The organism is Microbacterium trichothecenolyticum (assembly GCF_041938625.1).
Taxonomy (GTDB): Bacteria; Actinomycetota; Actinomycetes; order Actinomycetales; family Microbacteriaceae; genus Microbacterium; species Microbacterium trichothecenolyticum_D.
The window spans coordinates 2,057,461-2,075,797 of sequence record NZ_CP169427.1; the positions used below are offsets into that span (position 1 = coordinate 2,057,461).

Sequence of the window (18,337 nt, forward strand, 5' to 3'; positions counted from 1 at the left end):
CGGATGCCGCCCATGACCGCCTCGACCGCGTCCCTCTCCATGATCGCCCCGGGCAGCGCCTTCGCGTCCAGCGCGCGGATGCGCACCTCCGGACTGATCATGGGCGTCGCATCGGCCCTGGCGTTCTCGTCGAGCGGGCCCTTCGTGAAGCCGCTCCTCGAGGCCGGCTGGTCACTGGGTGCCGCGCTGCTCGTGCGCATGGGGATCGCGGGTCTGGTGCTCTCGCCGGCGCTGTTCCTGGCGATGAGGCGACAGCGTGGGTTCCTCACGCGGCACTGGCGGCTCATCGTCGGCTTCGGCCTGATGCCGGTGCTCGGCTGCCAGCTCTTCTTCTTCTCGGCCATGCAGCGGATGCCGGTGGCCGTGGCTCTGCTGATCCAGTACCTCGCGCCGGTCATGCTCGTGGCGGCGGTGTGGGTGCGCACGCGCAAAGCGCCGTCGGCGCTCGTGCTGTGGGGCTCCGCGGTCGCGATGGTGGGCCTCGTGCTCGTCGTCGACATCTCGGGTGCCTCGTTCGACCTGATCGGAACGCTGCTCGCCCTCGCCGCGGCCGTGTGCGTGTGCGCCTACTTCGTGATCTCGGAGCGAGCCGGCGACGACCTGCCTCCGCTCGCGCTGGCCGCGAGCGGCCTGCTGACCGGTGCGATCGTGATGGGGGTCCTGTGCCTCACCGGCATCATGCCCTTCCAGGCGCCGGCGGTCGACGTGGTGCTCGCGGGCGTGGCCGTGCCGTGGTGGATGCCGCTTCTCTGGGTCGCCGCGATCGCGACGACGCTCGGCTACGCGCTGGGCGTGATGGCGGTGCCGCGCATCGGCTCGCGTGTGGCGTCGTTCGTCGGGCTCTCGGAGGTGCTGTTCGCCCTCATGTTCGCGTGGATCTTCCTCGCCGAGGTGCCCGCGCCCATCCAGTTCGTCGGCGGAGCGCTGATCCTCGCGGGCGTGGTGCTCGTGCGCGCGGACGCATCGTCGACGGCCAAGCCCAAGGGGCAGGAGGTTACGACTCCCGCCGTGCCAGCTCCATAAGTGGTGTCACGCGGTGGGCGATGACCTCGCCCATGACGAGCGAGGTCTCGGTGCGCTCGACGCCCTCGATCGCGAGGATGCGGGCGTCGGTGTCGAAGAGGTGCTGGGTGTCGCGGCATGCGACCCGCACCAGCAGATCGACCTGACCCGACAGTCCATGGGCCTGAACGACCTCGGGGACGCGGGCGAGTTCGACGGCGATGCGGGGCAGGTCCGCCTGCCGAACGATGACGCTGATGAAGGCCTCGATCGGGAACCCGAGGGAGGCGGACGAGATGGCTCGCTCGTACGACAGGAAGACGCCCGCCTTCTCCAGCCGCGACATGCGCGCCTGGACGGTGTTGCGCGAGAGGCCGAGTCGTTCGGCGAGTGCGACGACGGTCGCGCGCGGGTCGGCGGAGAGCGCTGCGAGCAGCTCCAGGTCGACGTGATCGAGTGCACTCATAGTGCGCAACGTTAGCACGGCATTCCTGTGCTTGAGTTGTCAACATGCTCAAGAAGTCTTCGAATGCTTGAGCGAGGTGCGACGCAGACGTACCGTTGAAACAGTCGACGAAGAGGCCGGCGCACGCCAAGCGGTCCCTCACGAGGGGGCCGGCAAGAGGAGTGATGACGATGACGCACACCCTGACACCCACAGCGGATCTCGCCACCGACATCGAGGATGTCGCGCGACTGCTGACCCCCGACGGCGAGCGCATCGCCGACCCCGAGCTCGATCGCTGGGTGGCCGACGTCGACGCCGCGACACTGCGCGGCCTGTACCGCGACATGGTGCTCCTGCGGCGCATCGACACCGAGGGCGTCGCCCTGCAGCGGCAGGGTCAGCTGGGCCTGTGGCCGCCGTGCCAGGGCCAGGAGGCGACCCAGATCGGCACCGCTCGCGCCCTGCGCGCCGACGACTTCGCCTTCCCGAGTTACCGCGAGACCGGCGTGGTCTACGCTCGCGGCGGCAAGCCCGCGGACTTCGTGCTCGCGTGGCGCGGCGAGGAGCACTCGACCTACAACCCTTACGACATCAACACCGCTACGCAGCAGATCATCATCGGCGCGCAGGCGCTGCATGCGGTCGGCTACGCGATGGGCGTGCAGCGCGACGGCACCGACCAGGTGTCGGTCGCCTACTTCGGCGACGGCGCGTCCAGCCAGGGCGACGTCAACGAGGCGATGGTGTTCGCCTCGTCCTTCCGTGCTCCCGTGGTGTTCGTGTGCACCAACAACCAGTGGGCGATCTCGGAGCCCGTCACGGTGCAGGCGAAGTTCCCGATCGCCGGGCGCGCGCCGGGCTTCGGCATCCCGAGCATGCGCGTCGACGGCAACGACGTGCTGGCGTGCTTCGCGGCGATGCGCTGGGCGCTCGACAACGCGCGTCGCGGCAACGGCCCCGCCTTCATCGAGGCGGTCACCTACCGCATGGGTCCTCACACCACCTCCGACGACCCGACCCGCTACCGCGACAAGGAAGAGGTCGAGAAGTGGCGCCGCCGTGACCCGATCGCACGCGTCGAGGCGCTGCTGCGATCGCGCGGCGAGTTCGACGACGCTTTCGTGGCGAGCGTCGAGGCGGACGCCGACGCCCTTGCGGCGTCCGTGCGCGAGGCGGCGATGACCGCCCGGACCCGCGACCCGCTGACCGTGCTCGACAATGTCTACGCCGAGCCCCACTCGGGCCTCGCCGAGCAGCGCGAGTGGTTCGGCGCCTACCTCGACGGGTTCGCCCCGACGGCCGAGGGGGTGTGACGATGGCGCAGCTGACGATGGCGAAGGCCATCAACGAAGGACTCCGCCGCGCGATGGCGGACGACGACAAGGTCCTCGTGATGGGCGAGGACATCGGCAAGCTCGGCGGCGTGTTCCGCATCACCGACGGTCTGCTGGACCAGTTCGGCGCGCAGCGTGTGATCGACACCCCGCTCGCGGAGGCCGGCATCATGGGCACGGCGGTCGGGCTCGCGTTCCGCGGCTACCGGCCCGTCGTCGAGATCCAGTTCGACGGCTTCGTGTACCCCGCGTTCGACCAGATCGTGTGCCAGGTCGCCAAGCTCCACTACCGCACGCGCGGCAACGTGAAGATGCCGATCACGATCCGCATCCCGTGGGCGGGTGGCGTCGGCGCCGCGGAGCACCACTCGGAGTCGCCTGAGGCGTACTTCGTCCACACGTCGGGTCTGCGCGTGATCGCGGTGTCGAACCCGCAGGACGCGTACGTCATGCTGCGGCAGGCGATCGCGTCCGACGACCCGGTGGTCTACTTCGAGCCGAAGCGGCTGTACCACACCAAGGGCGAGGTCGATCTCGACGTCCAGCTCGCGGACGCCCCGCCGATGGGGCTCGCCCGCGTGGCTCGAGAGGGCAGCGACGTGACGCTGCTCACCTACGGCTCGCAGGTGCTGACGGCGCTGGATGCCGCGACCGCCGCCGAGGACGACGGCGTCTCGATCGAGGTCATCGACCTCCGCTCGATCTCGCCCGTGGACTACCGCACGGTCACCGCGTCGGTGCGCAAGACCGGCCGGGTCGTCGTCACCCACGAGGCCGCGCGCGAGGCGGGCGTCGGCGCCGAGCTCATCGCGAGCGTCACGGAGCGCTGCTTCAACTATCTCGAGGCGGCGCCGCAGCGCGTCACCGGGCACGACATCCCCTACCCGCCCGCCAAGCTCGAGAAGCACCACCTGCCCGACCTCGACCGGATCCTCGACGCCGTCGACCGCGTGATGGACCGGCCCAACAGCCTGAGCGGGGTGCTGGATTCATGACGCAGGACTTCACACTCCCCGACCTCGGTGAGGGCCTTCCCGAGGCCGAGCTCGTGCAGTGGCTCGTCGCCGTCGGCGACACGGTGAAGCTCAACCAGACGATCGCCGAGGTCGAGACCGCGAAGGCCGTCGTCGAGCTGCCGTCGCCGTATGCCGGCACCATCACGGCGCTCCACGCCGAAGCGGGCGACATCGTCGCGGTCGGCTCGGTGCTGATCTCCTTCGACATCGGGGACACGGATGCTGCGCCCCCGGCGCCCTCGACGCAGGCCCAGGCTTCCGCCCCCGAGGCCGTCCAGAGCGTCCCCGCAGAGCCGGCGAAGTCCGAGCCCAACCTCGTGGGCTACGGCGCCGCGCCGAAGGGGGCCGGGCGCCCGCAGCGCCGCGCGCGTGTCGCGGGCGCGGTGGCCGCAGCATCCGATACCGCCGTCCTCGAGGCGGCGCCGCACGACGCGATCCACCTCGCGGACGTCGTGGAGCGTCCCGTCGAGCGCCCGCGCTCGACGCCGCCGGTGCGGCTGTTCGCGAAGCAGCTGGGCATCGACCTCGCGCTCGTCGAGGCGAGCGGGGCGTCGGGCGTCATCACCCGAGCCGACGTCGAGGCGTACGCGACCCGCGTGGGTGCGACGGCGGGCGCACCTGCGGCGGCCGAGCCGGCCGAGACGTTCGAGATGCCGATGCCGGCCGCGGCGGGGGAGCGCGCGACGCGCACGCCCATTCGCGGGGTGCGGCGCATGACGGCCGATGCGATGGTGCGCAGCGCTTTCACCGCGCCGCACGTCACGACGTTCCTGACCGTCGACGTCACGGCGACGAGCGAGCTCATCGCCTCGCTGAAGGGCGACCGCGACCTGCAGGAGCACAGGATCGGGATCATGGCCGTCGCCGCGAAGGCCGTGTGCCTGGCGCTGGGTCGCCACCCGGGCCTCAACTCGAAGTGGGACGACGCCGCAGGCGAGATCGTCGAGCACCACTACGTCAACCTCGGCATCGCGGCGGCGACCGGGCGCGGGCTCGTGGTGCCGAACATCCGCGACGCCCAGGAGCTGACGCTGGTCGAGCTGGCCGACGCCATCCGCGGGCTCGCCGAGACCGCGCGCGCGGGCAAGACGTCGCCGGCCGACATGATGGGCGGCACGTTCTCGATCACGAACGTCGGCGTGTTCGGCGTGGACGCCGGGACGCCGATCATCAATCCCGGGGAGGCGGGCATCCTCGCGCTCGGCGCGGTGCGGCGCCAGCCGTGGGAGCACCGCGGCGAGATCGCGCTGCGCGACGTCATGACGCTCGCGCTGTCGTTCGACCACCGCCTGGTCGACGGCGAGCAGGGGTCGCGGTTCCTCGTGGACGTGGCGGACATCCTCCGCGAGCCCGGACGGGCGATGCTGCTGCGCTGAGAGGCCGCTGATCGGCCGGCACCTTCGGGGCCGGCCGGTCAGTCCTTCTTCGGGTAGAACAGCCCGAGACCGTGCTTCTGCAGCACGTCGTACGCCTCGGCGTAAGTCTCGGGCTCCGTCGAGCCGGCGGCCGCGTACCGGGCGAGCAGCAGCCCCAGCAGGCCGCGGCCGGGCGGGCTGAGCGGCTTGTTCCGGTGCGGGCCGTCCTTGAGGTCGGTCAGTTCGTCCTCGGCGGGGTTGGGCGGCACGTACATCGGGTGCACCACGGGCCACGTCGCCGGATCGCGGGGCGTGTCGAGGTTCACGACCGAGAACAGGTCGCGCGCCTCGGCGTCGCGCCGGGTCAGCGGACGCAGCCCGTGCAGACGCGCGAGCGTCGCGGCCACCGCCGCGTGATGCATCTCGTCGTGCACGATGGTGCCGGCGCGGGTGTACGCCGACACCGCGATCGCCGGCACGCGCACACCGAGGCGGTCGAACGCGAACCCCATCTCGCCCGGCTCGTCGTCGGCGACGGGCGGTGTCGCCGCCGGCGGCGGCACGTGGTCGTACGTCCCGCCGTGCTCGTCGAACGTGATGAGCAGCAGTGTGTTCATCGCGTTCGAGCCGTCCGGCGTCGCACTCGACTTGATCGCGTCGTAGACGTCGGCCACGAGCTTCTCGCCGGCGCGCACGTCCGACACGGCCGAGTCCGCCACCACCGAGCCGTCGACCGCGCTCTCGCGGAGCGCGCCGAACGGCGGGTGGAAGTCGTTGTGGTTGTACACCAGCCGCGGCTCGATGAACGCATAGGCCGGGAGCGTGCCCGCCTTCGCGTCGTCGAAGAACTCCGTCATGTGCCCGAAGCGCCCGGTTCGCCAGTACTTCTCCAGCACCGGCGCATGCAGGATGCCGGTGAGCGACACCAGCTGCATCTCGTCGAAGTAGACCTTCCACGGGATGCCGGCCTCTTCCAGTCGGTTGAAGATCGTGGGTGTCGGCGCCGCGTCGAGCCACTTGTCGTAGCCGCCGCCGTGCTTGTTCGTGACGAAGCCGTGGGATGTCGAGGCATGGAAGAACGACCGGTTGCAGTAGGTCTGCGACGGCACCGCGGCGAACCACGCGTCGAAGACCGCGAAGCCCTTCGCCAGGGTCGACAGCACCGGAAGCTGCTCGGGGGAGAAGCCGCCCATGATGTGCGACGCCTCGTCGATCGTCGGCTCCTTGCCGTGGCGCAGCCGCGTGATGTTGTTCCAGTAGTCGTGGAGGAATCCCTCCATCGTCGGCGCGGTGCCGGGCGGCGGGGCGTTGAACGGTGCGCTCATGTCGCCCACCTGGCTCGCCGCGTTGACCCGCGGGTCGACGACGCCGAACAGCTGGGTGTTGACGTGCGGGAACTCCTCGCCGGGATCCGGGTCCGGCCGCGCCATCACGTCGTCGGTGGGGCCTGAGTAGGCGTGGACCGCGACGCGCTCGCCGGAGGGGGCGGTGTTGGCGTAGTCGCCGAACGCGAGCCCGTCGAACGTGGCGCCGTCGGGCAGGTTCTCGGGCGTGTACAGCCAGCCCAGGAGGTTGTCGAACGAGCGGTTCTCGCCCATGAGGACGACGACGTGGTCGAAGCCGGGCTCGGATCGCGGTGGTACTGCGCCGAAGTCGACCGATCCTTCGCGGTAGCCGATCGTGCGGCCGATGGACGCGCCGGCGGCGGCGCCCACCGCACCGCCCACGACGAGGCCGGCGGCGGCCATCCCGCCGAGCTTGAGGAAGTCCCGACGCGAGCTCGCGTCGACCGGTGCGGGCGCAGAGGAGTCACCGGACGTATCGGTGCCGTCGACGCGCCCCGCCCCGGCGTCGTCCTGCAGGCCATGCCCCGTCATGGTCCGTCCAGACTAGGCCCTCGCCCGGGTCACGCGGTCAGCGATGCGCGGGCCATCGTGCGGAGGATGCCGCGCACATCGCGCTCCCCGGGACGTGACCGCGAGGCCCGCACGGTGTGGGGGGTCGAGTTGATGAGACCGAAGCATGCGTGCGCACGCACGCGGAGGTCGTCGGCGTCGCGCTCGGGATGGACGGTGGAGAGGATGCCGATCCACACCTCCACGTACTCGCGCTGCAGGCGCCTCACCGTGTGGCGGTCGTCGTCGCTGAGGCTCGCGAGGTCGCGGTCCTGCACGCGGATGACGTCGGCGTCGCGCAGCGCGAACTCCACGTGGAAGGCGATGATCGCGTCCAGCTGCTCGTCCGCATCCTGGTGGGTCGCCAGCACCGCGCGGCCCCCCGCGAGGAGTCGCTCGCTCACCTCGACGAGGATGGCGCCGAGCAGCGCCTGCTTGTTGGCGAAGTGACGGTAGAGGGCGGGGCCGCTGACCCCGACCGCTCCGCCGATGTCTTCGAGGCTGACACCGCTGAAGCCGCGCTCGGCGAAGAGGGCGGCCGCCTCGTGGAGGATCGCCGCGTGGCGGTCGGCCTTCGCACGATCGCGGTCGGTGACACCGTTCGTCATCTGATGCTCCGCTTGTAAATCCAGTTAAGGCTCGCTAACCTGAACCTCAGTTAGTGAACACTAACCAATCCGATCGCGTCCAGACAACGGACGTGATCCGATCGTGACGTCGAGGAAGATGCGCGGGAGATCCGGATGAGCGTGCTGAGCACCGCCGCAGTGCACGACGAGGCCTTCGCGCGCTCGCGCGACGCCCAGCGGGAACTGGCCGAGAGGCTGCGCGAACGGCTCGCCGCAGCATCCGTCGGCGGACCGGCCGCGTCGCGCGAACGGCATGTCGCCCGCGGCAAGCTGCTGCCGCGCGACCGGGTCACGCGCCTGCTCGACGAGGGGAGCCCGTTCCTCGAGGTCGCGCCCCTCGCCGCCGAGGGTCTCTACGACGGCGACGCTCCCGCCGCGGGCGTGATCGCGGGGATCGGACTGGTGCACGGCCGCCACGTGATGGTGGTGTGCAACGACGCGACGGTCAAAGGCGGGACGTACTACCCGCTGACCGTCAAGAAGCACCTGCGGGCGCAGGAGATCGCCCTCGAGAACCGTCTGCCCTGCGTCTACCTCGTCGATTCGGGCGGCGCCTTCCTGCCGATGCAGGACGAGGTCTTCCCCGACCGCGACCACTTCGGCCGCATCTTCTTCAACCAGGCGCGTCTCTCCGCCGCGGGTATCCCGCAGATCGCGGCGGTGCTCGGCTCCTGCACCGCGGGCGGCGCCTACGTGCCGGCCATGAGCGATGAAACGGTGATCGTCAGGAACCAGGGCACGATCTTCCTCGGCGGCCCGCCCCTGGTCAAGGCGGCGATCGGCGAGGTCGTCACGGCCGAGGAGCTCGGCGGGGGAGAGCTGCACGCCCGGCGCTCGGGCGTCGTCGACCACCTCGCGGAGGACGACGAGCACGCCCTCGAGATCGTGCGGGACATCGTCGCGACCCTGCCCGCGCCTGCCGAGCCCGCGTGGGATGTCGTGCCGGTCGTCGCCCCCGTGGTCCCGGCATCCGATCTGTACGGAGTCGTGCCGGTCGACGTCAACCAGCCCTACGACGTCCGCGAGGTGATCGCGCGCCTGGTCGACGGCAGCGAGCTGCACGAGTTCAAGCGCGAGTACGGCGACACGCTCGTCACCGGGTTCGCGCGCATCCACGGGCACCCGGTCGGCATCATCGCCAACAACGGCGTGCTGTTCAGCGAGTCTGCTCAGAAGGGCGCCCACTTCATCGAGCTGTGCGACCAGCGCGGGGTGCCGCTGGTTTTCCTGCAGAACATCTCGGGCTTCATGGTCGGACGCGATGCCGAGGCCGGCGGCATCGCGAAGGACGGGGCCAAGATGGTCACCGCCGTCGCCACCACGCGCGTGCCGAAGCTCACCGTCGTCATCGGCGGGTCGTTCGGCGCCGGCAACTACTCGATGTGCGGTCGCGCGTACTCGCCGCGGTTCCTGTGGACGTGGCCGGCGAGTCGCATCTCCGTCATGGGCGGCAACCAGGCGGCGTCGGTGCTCTCCACCGTCAAGCGCGACCAGCTCGAGGCGCGCGGCGAGGAATGGTCGGCCGACGACCAGTCGGCGTTCGAGGCCCCGATCCGCGCGCGGTACGAGGAGCAGGGCGACCCGTACTACGCGACGGCCCGCCTGTGGGACGACGGCGTCGTCGATCCGCTCGACACCCGCGACCTCCTCGGCCTCGCGCTCGACGTCGTCTCGCGCACCCCTCTGCCCGAACCGCGCTTCGGCGTCTTCCGGATGTGAGGGGGAGGAGTGCGAAGCATGCCCCCGGTCATTGAGCGAGCGAAGCGAGACGACATGCCTCTGCCCGATCCCGCCGAAGGGTTCGACACCGTCCTCGTCGCCAACCGCGGTGAGATCGCCCGCCGGGTGATCCGCACGCTCCGGCGCCTCGGCATCCGCTCGATCGCGGTCTACAGCGACGCGGACGCCGACGCGCCGCACGTCCGCGAGGCCGACGAGGCGGTGCGCATCGGGCCCGCCTCGGCCGCGCAGTCGTACCTCGACATCGACGCCGTCGTCGCCGCCGCCGTCGGCGCCGGCGCGCAAGCGGTGCACCCGGGCTACGGCTTCCTCTCGGAGAACGTCGCCTTCGCCCGCGCCTGCGCGGAGGCGGGCATCGTCTTCATCGGCCCCGGCGAGCGCGCCCTCGAGGTGATGGGAGACAAGATCCGTGCGAAGGAGCACGTCTCGTCGTACGGCGTGCCGACGGTGCCCGGCTTCAGTGCGGCCGGAATGACGGATGCTGAGATCTCCGCGTCCGCGGAGAGCACCGGCTTCCCCTTCCTGGTGAAGCCGTCGGCCGGCGGCGGCGGCAAGGGCATGCAGGTGGTGCGCTCGGCCGCGGAGCTGCCGGACGCCCTCGCGACGGCACGCCGCATCGCCGCGGCGGCGTTCGGCGACGACACCCTCCTGCTCGAGCGACTCATCGAGCGGCCGCGTCACATCGAGGTGCAGGTGCTCGCCGACGCGCACGGCACCGTGGTGCACCTCGGCGAGCGCGAGTGCACGCTCCAGCGCCGGCACCAGAAGGTGATCGAGGAGGCACCGTCGCCGGCGGTCGACGCCGACACCCGCGCGCGCCTGGGCGCGGCCGCGTGCGCGGCGGCGGCGTCCGTGGACTACCGCGGTGCCGGCACGGTCGAGTTCCTCGTCGCGGCCGCTCGGCCGGACGAGTTCTTCTTCATCGAGATGAACACCCGCCTCCAGGTGGAGCACCCGGTCACGGAGCTCGTGACCGGCTTCGACCTCGTCGAACAGCAGTTGCGGATCGCCGCGGGGGAGCCGCTCGCGTTCTCGCAGCACGACGTGCGCCTGGACGGCCACGCGATCGAGGCGCGGGTGTACGCGGAGTCGCCCGAGCGCGGGTTCCTGCCCGCGACGGGGGAGGTGCTGGCGTGGCGGGCCGCCGCCGGCGTGCGCACCGATTCGGCCGTCGAGACCGCGAGCGTCGTGACCGCGGACTACGACCCGATGATCGCGAAGGTCATCGCGCACGGCGCGGATCGCGCGGAGGCGCTCGCGCGTCTGGACGGCGCGCTCGCCGAGACGGTGGTTCTCGGGATCGACACCAACATCGGCTTCCTTCGCGCCCTCCTCGCCGAGGACGGCGTGCAGACCGGGGACATGGACACCGGACTCATCGATCGCATGCCGCCGTACGCGGCGGGGGAGCCGAGGCCGGCCGTGCTGCGGGCCGCCGCGTCGCTGGACTCGCGCCGCATCGGTGCCCGGCGCCCCGTACGCAGCGGTGCGGTCTGGCGCGAGCTCGAGGGGTGGCGCGCGGGCGCGCCCGCCGTGCCGGCGGTGGTGCAGATGCTCGACGAATCCGGTGTCGTGCACGCGACCACGCCTGGCGGAGGGGGCGCTTCCGGACGCCTCGGCGCGCCCTCCGCGGCCACACCGGCCACCTCGATCACCGCCTCACCGGCGCGGATGGCGGTCGACGCCGACGGCTGGGTCTGGGTGCACGCCGACGGCGCGACGCATCGCCTCCGCCCGCTCACCCGCCGCGCCGCGATGGAGCGGCGCCTGGCCGCCCGCCAACGCGAGGTCGCGGCATCCGATCCGGAACTCCGCGCCCCGATGCCGGGGGCGGTCGTCGCCGTGCACGTGACCGACGGCGCGCCCGTCACCGCGGGCGACCGCATCGTCACCATCGAGGCGATGAAGATGGAGCACCCTGTCCTCGCCCCGCACGACGGCGTCGTGCGGGTCGACGTCGCCGTCGGCGAGCAGGTGCGCCGCGACCAGGTGCTCGCGCACGTCTCGCTCGCCGACGCGGCGGCCGCAGCATCCGATTCTCCCGACGACTCCACCGTGGACGCCCACGAGGCGCCCGCGCCGACCTCCTGACACCCGAGGAGCAGCAATGGACAGCTACGACACCTACGACCTCTCGGGCGACGAGCGCGAGCTCGCCGCGCTGGTGCGCCAGTTCGCCGACGAGGTCGTCGCGCCCGTCTCGTACGAGGCCGACCGCACGCACACCCTGCCGATGCACGTCGTCGCGCAGATGGGGGAGCTGGGGCTGTTCGGCCTGCCGTTCCCCGAGGAGTACGGCGGGCAGGGCGGCGACTACTTCGCGCTGTGCCTCGCCATCGAGGCGCTCGGCCGCGTCGACCAGTCGCTCGCGATCACGCTGGAGGCGGGCGTCAGCCTCGGCGCGATGCCGGTGTTCCGCTTCGGGACCGAGGAGCAGAAGCAGGAGCTCCTGCCCGACCTGCTGGCCGGCACCGCGCTCGCCGCGTTCGGGCTCACCGAGCCGGAGGCGGGATCGGATGCCGGGGCCACCCGCACCACCGCGCGCCGGGACGGCGACGAGTGGGTCATCAACGGCTCGAAGCAGTTCATCACCAACTCGGGCACCGACATCACGCGCTTCGTCACTGTCACCGCAGTGACGGGTGAGACCGACGGGCGCAAGGAGATCTCGACCATCGTCGTGCCCCACGGGACGCCCGGCTTCACCGTCGAACCCGGCTACGACAAGGTCGGCTGGCGCGCCTCCGACACGCACCCGCTCACCTTCCAGGATGTGCGCGTGCCCGCGGGCAACCTGCTCGGCACCGAGGGGCGCGGGTTCGCGAACTTCCTCCACATCCTCGATGAGGGACGCATCGCGATCGCCGCGCTCGCCACGGGAGCGGCCGAGGGATGCCTCGACGCCGCCGTCGACTACGCCAAGAAGCGGACGGTGTTCGGCGACGCGCTGTCGACGCGGCAGGGGATCCAGTTCCTCCTGGCCCGCATGCAGCAGCGCGTGCACGTCGCGCGGCTCGCGTGGCACCACGCGGCGCGCCTGCGGGACGCCGGCAAGCCCTTCAAGACGCAGGCGGCCATGGCGAAGCTCACCGCGAGCGACGCCGCCATGGACAACGCCCGCGACGCGACCCAGATCTTCGGCGGCAACGGCTTCATGAACGAGTACCCCGTCGCGCGGCACTACCGCGACTCGAAGATCCTCGAGATCGGCGAGGGCACGAACGAGGTGCAGCTCCTGGTGATCGCGCGGGCGCTCGGCGTGGCGTGAGGGTAGCGTGACAGACGTGACTCCCGACGCCTCCGAGAACGCGGCTGTGGCCGACGTGCGCGAGATCGTGCAGCGCGGACTGTACTACGACGAGCTCGAGGTCGGCGGGCGGTACCTGCACCGCCCCGGCCGCACGGCGACCGAGGCCGACAACGTGCTGTTCTCGTCGATCACGATGAACACGCAGGCGCTGCACCTGGATGCCGCGTTCTCCGGGTCGCAGCCGTTCGGCCAGCGCCTCATGAACTCGATGTGGACGCTCGCCACGATGGTCGGGGCCTCCGTCTCGCAGATCACGCAGGGCACGCTCGTCGCCCAGCTCGGTCTCACCGACGTCTCGTTCCCGGCGCCGCTGTTCCACGGCGACACGCTGTACACCGAGACCGAGGTGCTCGACAAGCGCCTCTCGGCGTCGCGCCCTGGTCAGGGGATCGTGACCCTGCGCCACACCGGCCGCAACCAGCACGGCGATGTCGTCGCGCTCGCCACACGGACCGCGCTCATGTGGTGCGCGCCGGAGACCCCGGAGGAGACGTCGTGAGCTTCGACCTCGGCCCCGCGCTGCTGTTCTGCCCGGCCGACCGCCCCGAGCGGTACGCGAAGGCGTTCGATCGCGCCGACGCGGTGATCCTCGACCTCGAGGACGCGGTGGCACCCGCCGACAAGACGGCGGCGCGCGGGCACCTCATCGAGTCCGAACTCGACCCGGCGCGGGTCATCGTGCGCGTGAACTCGCCCGAGACCGACGCGTTCACCGCCGACCTCGCGACGCTGTCGCAGACGGACTACCGGCGCATCATGGTCGCGAAGTCCGACTCGCCCAAGCGCATCCGTCGCATCGACGCCCGCTTCGAGGTGGTCGCGCTGTGCGAGACGGCGAAGGGCGTCGCGCAGGCCGACCGCATCGCCGCCCTCGACAACGTCGTCGCGCTGATGTGGGGCGCGGAAGACCTCGTCGCGAGCATCGGCGGCACCTCGAGCCGCAAGCCGAACGGCCGCTACCGCGACATCGCGCGCTATGCGCGGTCCCGCGTGCTGCTGGCCGCCGGTGCGCGCGGCAAGGCCGCGATCGACGCCGTGCACCTCGACATCGAGGACGCGAAGAGACTGGCGATCGAGGCGGCGGATGCCGCGGCATCCGGTTTCCGTGCCACCGCCTGCATCCACCCGAGCCAGGTGGCCGCCATCCGCGCCGCCTACCGCCCCGACGAGAAGACCGTGGCGTGGGCGCGCGCCGTGCTCGCGGCCGCCGACGGCGAGCGCGGCGTGTTCTCGTTCGAAGGACGGATGGTCGACGAGCCGGTGCTGCGCCACGCGCGCGGCGTGCTGGCGCGAGCGGACGGCTGAGCGGAACCCGGCCGGCGCTTCAGCCCGCCGAGTGGCGCACCCGCTCGTCCGCGATCTCGCGCGCGACGCGGCCGATGAGCGCGTACGGAACGTCCTTCGCGTGGGGGAAGACGACGGAGTCCTTCTCAGCGCGGTAGGGCGCGATCTCCGCCTCCAGCGGCTCGGGCAGCGTCGGCACGGGGTAGAGCCCGATGTGCTTCTTCCAGCCCGCGAAGTGGAGCGCGTATCGCCCGCCGAGCATGACGGCCGCGATGCCGTAGCGCACCTTCTCGTCCGGCCTCGTCCCGGAGGCTGCGGTGACGGCGTCGACGATCTCCGTGCGGACCCGGGTGAGTCGCTCGGCGACCTCGGGCGGGAACCCCGCGATGTACTCGTCGACGGTGGCGGGTGCGGCCATGGCGCCGAGCCTAGGCCACCAGGCCCGCGTAGGTCACGAGCCGCAGGTGATCGCGCTCGTAGACGAAGTCGTGCGTGGCGCCGTTGGCGAGGCGCTCGCCCTCGAGCGGCAGCTCGCCGGCGGTCGCGTGGCGCATCACCTCGCGGATGAGCGCGCCGTGGCTCACGACGATGAGCGAGGCCGCGGCGGGGGCGGTCGCGCGGCGGTGCTCGCGCACGACGCCGCCGAGGGCCGCGATGGCGCGGCCGCGCACATCGGCCCACGGCTCGGCCCCGGGTACCTCCGCCGTGTACCAGTCGCCCCAGCGGGTGCGGAACTCCTCGATGCCGATACCCTCGGCCTCGCCGTACGCGCGCTCGCGCAGCCCGGCGTACGTGCGGGGGGCGGCGAGACCGAGCTCGTCGGCGATGATCTCCGCCGTCTCGCGGGCGCGGGCGAGGTCGCTCGACACGATCGTCACGGGCACGGCGACGTCGAGGCGCTCGCGCAGCGCCTGCGCCGTGGCTCGCGCCTGCGCGCGTCCGGTGTCGTTGAGGGGGATGTCGGTCGTACCCTGGATGCGCCGGTCGCGGTTCCAATCGGTCTCGCCGTGGCGGATCAGGGTGAGCGCGGTCATGCTCTCGACCCTACCCGCGCCTCCTGGACGTCAGCCGCTCAGGCGAGGGCCGGAAGTCCGTCGGCGAGCGCCCGCAGCACCTCGCTGGTGCCGGCGTCGATCTTGACCGTCGCGCGGGCGTCGGCACGCGTCACGCCGCGATTCACGATCACGACGGGCAGGCGGCGGCGGCGCGCCCGCTCGAGCAGCCGGATGCCGGAGTTCACCACGAGCGACGACCCCGCCACGATGAGTGCTTCGCTCGTGTGCACGAGCTGCTCGGCCTCGCGGAACTTCTCGGCGGGGATGAACTCGCCGAAGAACACGACGTCGGGCTTGAGCATCCCGCCGCACACGCTGCAGTCCGGGATCGTGAAGCCCTCCGTGCTCTCGGGGAGCACATCGCCATCGGGGCCGAGCGCGACGTTCTCGGGCACGCGGATCCACGGGTTGTCGTCCTCGACGCGCCGCGCGAGGTCGCGACGGTCGAAGACCTGGCCGCACTGGGTGCAGAAGATGCGGCGCATCGTCCCGTGCAGCTCCACGACGCGGCGGCTGCCGGCGCGCACATGAAGCCCGTCGACGTTCTGGGTGACGACCCCGGTCGCAAGGCCGCGCGCCTCGAGGTCCGCGAGGGCGCGGTGCCCCGGGTTCGGTTCGGCCGACGCGAACGCGCGCCACCCCAAGTGGCTTCCCACCCAGTAGCGGCGCCGCGACGCATCGCTCGAGAGGAACTGCTCGACGGTCATCGGGGTTCGCACCGGGGCGCCCGCGCCGCGATAGTCGGGGATGCCCGAGTCGGTCGAGACGCCCGCACCCGTCAGCACGGCGATGCGTCGGCCCGAGAGTGTGGCGATGGCCTGGGCCACTGCATCCGTCGTCCGGGCGTCCATTCCGGTCGCGATCGTCGTCACGGCGCACCCCCTTCGCGTCGAGTGTAGGCCCCGTGGTTTTCAGGGATGTTACGGCGCAGTCAGGCGTGCCAGGATGACCCCGTGGGCAGCTTCGGTGGTGTCAGCGCGGAAGCGTATGCGCGCTTCATGGGCCGCTTCTCGACCCCGCTGGCGTTCGAGTTCGCGACCGTCGGCCTCGAGGGCGTCGCCGCGGACGCTCGGGTCCTCGACGTCGGCTGCGGACCCGGGATGCTGACGCTCGAGCTCGTGGAACGTCGCGGACCTGCGGCGGTCAGCGCCGCGGACCCGGAACCGGCATTCGTCGAAGCGACCGAGGAGCTGTGTCCCGGCGTGGACGTCCGGGTCGCAGAGGCCGAGCACCTGCCGTTCGCCGACCGGGAGTTCGGAGCGACGCTCGCCCAGCTCGTCGTTCACTTCATGTCGGACCCGGTGCGCGGAGTGACGCAGATGGGCCGTGTGACCGCGCCGGGCGGCCGCGTCTCGGCGTGCGTGTGGGACCACGCGGGCGACGGCGGACCGCTCTCCACTTTCTGGCGCGTGGCGCGCCGACTCGACGACGGGGTGCGTGGCGAGGCCGGGCTCAGTGGCGCCGCCCCTGGCCAGCTCGTCGACATCTTCCGGCGCGCGGGCCTCGCCGACGTCGCGCAGACGGTGGTCGAATGCACCGTCTCGTTCCGTGACTTCGCGGACTGGTGGGACCCGTTCCTCCTGGGCGTCGGGCCGGCCGGCCGCTACATCGCCACACTCGAGGGGCAGGACGCCGCACGCCTCGAGGCGGCGCTGCGCGACGAGCTCGGCGACGGGGCCTTCACGGTGACGGCGCGCGCCTGGACGGCGGTCGGCACTCCGGCCTGAGCGCCGTGCGACGATGGGACGCGATGCACGCGATCCAGATCACCGACGCCTCCGACGAGCGGCTCACGGATTACCGCGATCTCACCGATGTCGCCCTGCGGCGCGTGATCGAGCCCGAGGGCGGCCTGTACATCGCCGAGTCGGCGAAGGTCATCGGACGCGCGATCGCCGCCGGCCATCGCCCTCGATCGGTCCTCGTGCAGGACAAGTGGCTCCCCGACATCGAGGAATTGGTGACGGATGCTGCGGTCCCGACGTACGTCGTCACCCCGGAGATCGCCGAGTCCCTGACCGGGTACGCCGTGCACCGCGGTGCGCTGGCGTCGATGCACCGGCCCGAGCTCCCGCCCGTCGCCGAGGTCGTCGCGGACGCGGGGCTCGTCGTCGTGCTCGAGGACATCGTCGACCACACCAACGTGGGGGCGATCTTCCGCGCTGCGGCCGGTCTCGGGGCCGACGCGGTGCTGATCAGTCCGAGGTGCGCCGACCCGCTCTACCGGCGCAGCGTGCGGGTGAGCATGGGCACGGTGTTCCAGGTGCCGTGGACGCGGCTGCCCGAGTGGGGCGAGGCGCGCGGGGTGCTGCGCGACGCGGGCTTCGAACTCGCGGCGCTCGCCCTGTCGGACGAGGCCGTCTCGCTCGCCGACTACAGCGCACGCCGCCCGGAGCGGGTCGCGCTCATGCTCGGCGCCGAGGGCGACGGGCTGTCGCGCCGGGCGCTCGAGGCGGCCGACACCGTCGTCACGATCCCCATGGCGGGCGGCGTCGACTCGCTCAACGTCGCCGCGGCGAGCGCCGTCGCACTGTGGGAGCTGCGGGCGCGCTGATCCCCGGGAACGATCGATCGGGCGTCAGGCGCCGGGGCGGACCATCATCTCGGTGAGGTCCGCGTCGCGGGGCAGGTCGAGGGCCGCCAGGATCGCGGTGGCGACCGATGCCGGATCGATCCACTGCGACGCGTCGTAGTCCGCGCCCTCCTGCTGGTGCACCTTCTCCTGCATCGGCGTCGCCGTCCGGCCGGGGTACACCGTCGTCACGCGCACGCCGTTCGCCCGCTCCTCCTCGCGGAGGGCGTCGGCGACGGCCCGCACGGCGAACTTGCTCGCACCGTAGGACCCCCATTCGGGGCTCACGCGCAGGCCGGCGCCGGAGTTCACGAAGACGACGCGTCCGCGCGCGGTGCGCAGGGCCGGAAGCATCAGGCGGGTGAGCTCCGCCGGCGCGACGGCGTTGACGTTGAGCTGGTGCTGCCACGTCGCGACCGGCGTCTCGCCGATCGCGCCGAGCTCCACGACGCCCGCCACGTGGATGAGCGAATCGAGCTGCGGCGGCACGCTCTGATGGCTGAACGCCCACGACAGGCGGGCAGGGTCGGCGAGGTCGCCGACGAGCGTCTGCGCGCCGGGGAAGCGCTCGCGCAGCTGCGCGGCGCGGCCGGCGTCCCGCACGAGGAGCCAGAGGTCGTCGCCGCGCGCGACGAGCCGCTCGGTCAGCGCGGCGCCGATTCCGGAGCCCGCGCCGGTCACGAGGTGCGTCGCCACG

18 protein-coding genes are annotated in these 18,337 nt (G+C 71.9%); 11 read left to right on the forward strand and 7 right to left on the reverse strand.

Annotation, left to right across the window (positions count from 1 at the left end):
* The first annotated feature begins 12 nt into the window (after positions 1–12).
* Positions 13–1,023 carry a DMT family transporter gene (locus ACEYYH_RS09380; RefSeq protein ID WP_374977912.1) on the forward strand — a complete coding sequence of 337 codons (1,011 nt, stop codon included), beginning with the start codon at positions 13–15 and terminating at the stop codon, positions 1,021–1,023.
* On the opposite strand, the gene ACEYYH_RS09385 is transcribed toward ACEYYH_RS09380, so the two are convergent.
* Complete coding sequence (locus ACEYYH_RS09385; RefSeq protein WP_045302332.1) at positions 995–1,468, reverse strand: Lrp/AsnC family transcriptional regulator; 474 nt, start codon at positions 1,466–1,468, stop codon at positions 995–997. The genes ACEYYH_RS09380 and ACEYYH_RS09385 overlap by 29 nt on opposite strands.
* A gap of 164 nt (positions 1,469–1,632) precedes the next feature.
* On the opposite strand from ACEYYH_RS09385, the gene pdhA reads away from it, so the two are divergent.
* From pdhA to ACEYYH_RS09400, 3 genes are read left to right on the forward strand one after another with little or no spacing between them, the layout of a single operon-like run.
* On the forward strand, positions 1,633–2,763 hold the full coding sequence (gene pdhA / locus ACEYYH_RS09390; RefSeq protein ID WP_374977913.1) for a pyruvate dehydrogenase (acetyl-transferring) E1 component subunit alpha: 1,131 nt from the start codon (positions 1,633–1,635) through the stop codon (positions 2,761–2,763).
* Positions 2,764–2,765: 2 nt separating this feature from the next.
* Positions 2,766–3,779 (forward strand): alpha-ketoacid dehydrogenase subunit beta, encoded by a 1,014-nt coding sequence (locus tag ACEYYH_RS09395; RefSeq protein ID WP_374977914.1) that lies wholly within the window; start codon positions 2,766–2,768, stop codon positions 3,777–3,779.
* Positions 3,776–5,176 (forward strand): dihydrolipoamide acetyltransferase family protein, encoded by a 1,401-nt coding sequence (locus ACEYYH_RS09400; RefSeq protein WP_374977915.1) that lies wholly within the window; start codon positions 3,776–3,778, stop codon positions 5,174–5,176. Before ACEYYH_RS09395 ends, ACEYYH_RS09400 begins: the two co-directional genes overlap by 4 nt.
* A 38-nt stretch (positions 5,177–5,214) precedes the next feature.
* On the opposite strand, the gene ACEYYH_RS09405 is transcribed toward ACEYYH_RS09400, so the two are convergent.
* Both ACEYYH_RS09405 and ACEYYH_RS09410 read right to left on the reverse strand, forming a co-directional pair.
* Positions 5,215–7,032 (reverse strand): alkaline phosphatase family protein, encoded by a 1,818-nt coding sequence (locus ACEYYH_RS09405; RefSeq protein ID WP_374977916.1) that lies wholly within the window; start codon positions 7,030–7,032, stop codon positions 5,215–5,217.
* A 29-nt stretch (positions 7,033–7,061) separates the two neighbouring features.
* Entirely contained in the window at positions 7,062–7,658 is a 597-nt protein-coding gene (locus ACEYYH_RS09410; RefSeq protein ID WP_374977917.1) for a TetR/AcrR family transcriptional regulator, read from the reverse strand.
* Positions 7,659–7,793: 135 nt separating this feature from the next.
* Here ACEYYH_RS09410 and ACEYYH_RS09415 point away from each other — a divergent pair, with 135 nt between their 5' ends.
* The 5 genes from ACEYYH_RS09415 to ACEYYH_RS09435 are packed head-to-tail and all read left to right on the forward strand — an operon-like array spanning position 7,794 to position 14,034.
* Entirely contained in the window at positions 7,794–9,398 is a 1,605-nt protein-coding gene (locus ACEYYH_RS09415; RefSeq protein WP_374977918.1) for a carboxyl transferase domain-containing protein, read from the forward strand.
* 54 nt (positions 9,399–9,452) lie between these two features.
* On the forward strand, positions 9,453–11,510 hold the full coding sequence (locus ACEYYH_RS09420) for a biotin carboxylase N-terminal domain-containing protein (RefSeq protein WP_374977919.1): 2,058 nt from the start codon (positions 9,453–9,455) through the stop codon (positions 11,508–11,510).
* Between the two features lie 16 nt (positions 11,511–11,526).
* Positions 11,527–12,687 carry an acyl-CoA dehydrogenase family protein gene (locus ACEYYH_RS09425; protein ID WP_374977920.1) on the forward strand — a complete coding sequence of 387 codons (1,161 nt, stop codon included), beginning with the start codon at positions 11,527–11,529 and terminating at the stop codon, positions 12,685–12,687.
* Positions 12,688–12,703: 16 nt separating this feature from the next.
* Positions 12,704–13,228: a MaoC family dehydratase gene (locus ACEYYH_RS09430; protein WP_374977921.1), complete on the forward strand. Its 525-nt coding sequence runs from the start codon at positions 12,704–12,706 to the stop codon at positions 13,226–13,228.
* Positions 13,225–14,034: an HpcH/HpaI aldolase/citrate lyase family protein gene (locus ACEYYH_RS09435; protein ID WP_374977922.1), complete on the forward strand. Its 810-nt coding sequence runs from the start codon at positions 13,225–13,227 to the stop codon at positions 14,032–14,034. The genes ACEYYH_RS09430 and ACEYYH_RS09435 overlap by 4 nt, the downstream gene beginning before the upstream one ends.
* 19 nt (positions 14,035–14,053) lie before the next feature.
* Here ACEYYH_RS09435 and ACEYYH_RS09440 read toward each other — a convergent pair whose 3' ends face one another.
* Genes ACEYYH_RS09440 through ACEYYH_RS09450 form a run of 3 tightly spaced genes read right to left on the reverse strand, consistent with a single transcriptional unit; the run spans position 14,054 to position 15,919 of the window.
* Positions 14,054–14,431 (reverse strand): iron chaperone, encoded by a 378-nt coding sequence (locus tag ACEYYH_RS09440; RefSeq protein ID WP_374977923.1) that lies wholly within the window; start codon positions 14,429–14,431, stop codon positions 14,054–14,056.
* Positions 14,432–14,441: 10 nt separating this feature from the next.
* Positions 14,442–15,047, reverse strand: a complete 606-nt coding sequence (locus tag ACEYYH_RS09445) for a histidine phosphatase family protein (RefSeq protein WP_374977924.1) — start codon at positions 15,045–15,047, stop codon at positions 14,442–14,444.
* A 38-nt stretch (positions 15,048–15,085) separates the two neighbouring features.
* A complete protein-coding gene (locus ACEYYH_RS09450) occupies positions 15,086–15,919 on the reverse strand; it encodes a Sir2 family NAD-dependent protein deacetylase (protein WP_374978196.1) in 834 nt (277 codons plus the stop codon).
* Between the two features lie 102 nt (positions 15,920–16,021).
* On the opposite strand from ACEYYH_RS09450, the gene ACEYYH_RS09455 reads away from it, so the two are divergent.
* Both ACEYYH_RS09455 and ACEYYH_RS09460 read left to right on the forward strand, forming a co-directional pair.
* Entirely contained in the window at positions 16,022–16,795 is a 774-nt protein-coding gene (locus ACEYYH_RS09455) for a class I SAM-dependent methyltransferase (protein ID WP_374977925.1), read from the forward strand.
* Positions 16,796–16,818: 23 nt separating this feature from the next.
* Positions 16,819–17,622: a TrmH family RNA methyltransferase gene (locus ACEYYH_RS09460; RefSeq protein ID WP_374977926.1), complete on the forward strand. Its 804-nt coding sequence runs from the start codon at positions 16,819–16,821 to the stop codon at positions 17,620–17,622.
* A gap of 24 nt (positions 17,623–17,646) precedes the next feature.
* Here ACEYYH_RS09460 and ACEYYH_RS09465 read toward each other — a convergent pair whose 3' ends face one another.
* Complete coding sequence (locus ACEYYH_RS09465; protein WP_374977927.1) at positions 17,647–18,336, reverse strand: SDR family oxidoreductase; 690 nt, start codon at positions 18,334–18,336, stop codon at positions 17,647–17,649.
* Position 18,337 lies beyond the last annotated feature (1 nt).

Coding starts and splice junctions, on each gene's coding strand:
- ACEYYH_RS09415 (WP_374977918.1), top strand. CDS start 7,794: ATGAGCGTGCTGAGCACCGCCGCAGTGCACGACGAGGCCTTCGCGCGC.
- ACEYYH_RS09380 (WP_374977912.1), top strand. CDS start 13: ATGACCGCCTCGACCGCGTCCCTCTCCATGATCGCCCCGGGCAGCGCC.
- ACEYYH_RS09440 (WP_374977923.1), bottom strand. CDS start 14,431: ATGGCCGCACCCGCCACCGTCGACGAGTACATCGCGGGGTTCCCGCCC.
- ACEYYH_RS09460 (WP_374977926.1), top strand. CDS start 16,819: ATGCACGCGATCCAGATCACCGACGCCTCCGACGAGCGGCTCACGGAT.
- ACEYYH_RS09405 (WP_374977916.1), bottom strand. CDS start 7,032: ATGACGGGGCATGGCCTGCAGGACGACGCCGGGGCGGGGCGCGTCGAC.
- ACEYYH_RS09445 (WP_374977924.1), bottom strand. CDS start 15,047: ATGACCGCGCTCACCCTGATCCGCCACGGCGAGACCGATTGGAACCGC.
- ACEYYH_RS09400 (WP_374977915.1), top strand. CDS start 3,776: ATGACGCAGGACTTCACACTCCCCGACCTCGGTGAGGGCCTTCCCGAG.
- pdhA (WP_374977913.1), top strand. CDS start 1,633: ATGACGATGACGCACACCCTGACACCCACAGCGGATCTCGCCACCGAC.
- ACEYYH_RS09425 (WP_374977920.1), top strand. CDS start 11,527: ATGGACAGCTACGACACCTACGACCTCTCGGGCGACGAGCGCGAGCTC.
- ACEYYH_RS09395 (WP_374977914.1), top strand. CDS start 2,766: ATGGCGCAGCTGACGATGGCGAAGGCCATCAACGAAGGACTCCGCCGC.
- ACEYYH_RS09410 (WP_374977917.1), bottom strand. CDS start 7,658: ATGACGAACGGTGTCACCGACCGCGATCGTGCGAAGGCCGACCGCCAC.
- ACEYYH_RS09420 (WP_374977919.1), top strand. CDS start 9,453: ATGCCTCTGCCCGATCCCGCCGAAGGGTTCGACACCGTCCTCGTCGCC.
- ACEYYH_RS09385 (WP_045302332.1), bottom strand. CDS start 1,468: ATGAGTGCACTCGATCACGTCGACCTGGAGCTGCTCGCAGCGCTCTCC.
- ACEYYH_RS09450 (WP_374978196.1), bottom strand. CDS start 15,919: ATGGACGCCCGGACGACGGATGCAGTGGCCCAGGCCATCGCCACACTC.